2 protein-coding genes and 1 pseudogene are annotated in these 1,483 nt (G+C 44.2%); 1 reads left to right on the forward strand and 2 read right to left on the reverse strand.

All coding sequences use genetic code 11. The features are described from left to right. Positions 1-125, reverse strand: a pseudogene (locus tag J3L11_RS18760) (IS110 family transposase); the annotation flags it as partial. 37 nt (positions 126-162) lie between these two features. Then, the gene (locus J3L11_RS18765) at positions 163-1,113 is read right to left on the reverse strand and encodes an IS30 family transposase (protein ID WP_133040757.1); all 951 of its coding nucleotides are present in this window, start codon (positions 1,111-1,113) and stop codon (positions 163-165) included. 116 nt (positions 1,114-1,229) lie between these two features. Between J3L11_RS18765 and J3L11_RS18770 the strand changes: the two genes are divergently transcribed. Further along, the coding region (locus tag J3L11_RS18770; protein WP_207571977.1) for a hypothetical protein at positions 1,230-1,483 on the forward strand (254 nt) is incomplete at its 3' end.

Below are 1,483 nucleotides of genomic sequence, written 5' to 3' on the forward strand. Positions count from 1 at the left end.
TCTTGCTGCTCTACCGATTTAACGGGTACAAAGTGAATGTCTGGGCGAGAAAACGCCTCACATATTGCCCTCGCATCGTTGGCATCATTCTTTTGCCTTCCAACGAATGGTTTAACATGTTGTGCGGCGCGAATTCAACTCCGAAGTGCACCACTCGCAAAATTAAGCAGCCTTGCGTAATGCTTCAAATACGACTGCTGGCTGCTTAAATCCCAAACACTTTCTTGGCCTTGCATTTAAAGCCCGTTCAACATCAGAAATCTGCTTATCTGTAACCGTTCTCAGATCTGTGCCTTTGCGTATGTATTGGCGCAGCAAACCGTTGAAGTTTTCGTTTAACCCTCGCTCCCAAGATGAGTACGGATTAGCGAAATAGATATCTGTTTTCAACTTTTCTGCAACCCGCTCATGGTGACAAAATTCACTGCCGTTGTCTGCCGTGATAGTTCGAACGTGCCGGCGATATTTCCAAAGCATCCCAATCATTGCTCGAGCTACATCTGCTGCACTTTTCGCTTGGACTTTGCGTATCAGATACAGCTTACTTTTTCGCTCTACTAAGCTGACTATCGCCCCTGTGCCTTGCTTGCCTAAAACCGTGTCAGCTTCCCAATCGCCAAACCGTTGCTTGCTGTTTACGATAGCAGGACGATGCTCTATACCTACGCGGTTCGGGATAATCACGCGCTTCGCGCGGTTACCTTTGCGGTATCTTCGATGGCTCTGCCGCAACTGTTTAAACAGTTTGCCACCGCATAATTTATCACGCTGGACATAGCCATAAATCCACTCGTGACTGACCTTGTAGCCGATAAGTTTAGCTACACCGGCTATTTGTTCGGGACTCCATTTTTCGTTTAATCCAAACTCAACAAATGTGATAGTCGGCTCTGGGACACTATATTTTGTCGCCAGACAACGACGTTTAACCGCTTTGGACTGAGCAACTTCTGGCAAGTAATGGTTATCCCGAATTCCGTTGCGTCTTATTTCCCGACTGATAGTGCTGTGACTTACTTTAAGACGTTTTCCGATCTCCCGATAACTGAACCCCTCGCGTAAGTAGGCTTCGATCTGGTATCGTTGTCCCTCGATCAACTGCTTGTAACTCATGGTAACGACTCTTGTTTTTTGGCGATTACAGAGTACCACCAACAGGCAGTTGATCTCTTCTCACCGTTTAACCATGAGTGGTGCACTTATTATCTGAATTCGGGAGGAGTAAACTAATGAAAGCTTATACTTGGTTCCTAATTCTCATTGTCGGAAGTTTTACAGGTTGTTATGGTGATAGAATTATTTCCGACCTTTTATTTGAAAGTTACTGTAATGAATACGGTCGTACTGGTCAGTTTATATATGAACGTGTTGGGTTAGGGGAAGATTATTTTATACCTATACCGAAAGATCCTAGAGAAGTTAATGAGCACTTTGTTGTTGATGGCATCCTTATGATGAATAAAACAATATTAGATCAAGACTA

The organism is Shewanella sp. 4t3-1-2LB (assembly GCF_017368415.1).
GTDB classification, from domain to species: domain Bacteria; phylum Pseudomonadota; class Gammaproteobacteria; order Enterobacterales; family Shewanellaceae; genus Shewanella; species Shewanella fodinae.